Source organism: Streptomyces sp. AC627_RSS907 (genome assembly GCF_019049165.1).
In genome coordinates this window covers 1-558 of the sequence record NZ_JAGMUE010001025.1, presented here as the reverse complement: position 1 = coordinate 558, position 558 = coordinate 1, and the positions used below count along the sequence as shown (strand labels likewise).

At 77.4% G+C, this 558-nt stretch carries 2 protein-coding genes; one reads left to right on the top strand and one right to left on the bottom strand.

Annotated features, from left to right (window positions below):
- Positions 1-3: 3 nt before the first annotated feature.
- Positions 4-174 carry a gas vesicle protein K gene (locus KUM32_RS40045; RefSeq protein ID WP_308408844.1) on the top strand — a complete coding sequence of 57 codons (171 nt, stop codon included), beginning with the start codon at positions 4-6 and terminating at the stop codon, positions 172-174.
- A gap of 158 nt (positions 175-332) precedes the next feature.
- Here KUM32_RS40045 and KUM32_RS40040 read toward each other — a convergent pair.
- The coding region (locus tag KUM32_RS40040; protein WP_254406759.1) for a LysR substrate-binding domain-containing protein at positions 333-558 on the bottom strand (226 nt) is incomplete at its 5' end.

Here is a 558-nt window from a genome sequence, read left to right as displayed (position 1 = left end):
GCCCTGCACCGCGCCGACCAGGGCGACCTCAGCCCGGAGCAGGAAGAGCAGGTGGGCCGCACGCTGCTGGCGCTGGAGGAGCGGATGACCGAACTGTGCGAGCGCTACGGGCTGACCATGGCCGACCTCAACCTCGACCTGGGCCCGCTCGGCTCCCTGCTCCCCCAGAATTGACCGCACCGGCACTGGCCGTCCCAGGGCCCGTCCGGCGCTGACCCGGACGGCTGGCCGCCCCGGGGCCGAGCACGCGCCCCGCCCCCGATTCGGCCCGCGCCCGATGTCCCCGCGGGCGCGGGCCCTGCCATGTCACGCGCCGGGTGGTCGGCGCCGGCTCACACGGGCAGCGCCGCCACGGTCTCCCGCAGGCCGGCCAGCGCGTGGCGCAGCAGCGGGTGGTGCTCGGTGCCCGCGCGTACCGCCGTGAACACCTTGCGGATCGGGCCCCGACCGCGTACGGGGCGTACCACGGCGCCTTCGGCAATCGCCCCCGGCAGCGCGGAGCGGGGTACGAGCGCGACGCCCGCGCCGACGGCGACCAGCGCGCACACGGCCCGGAAG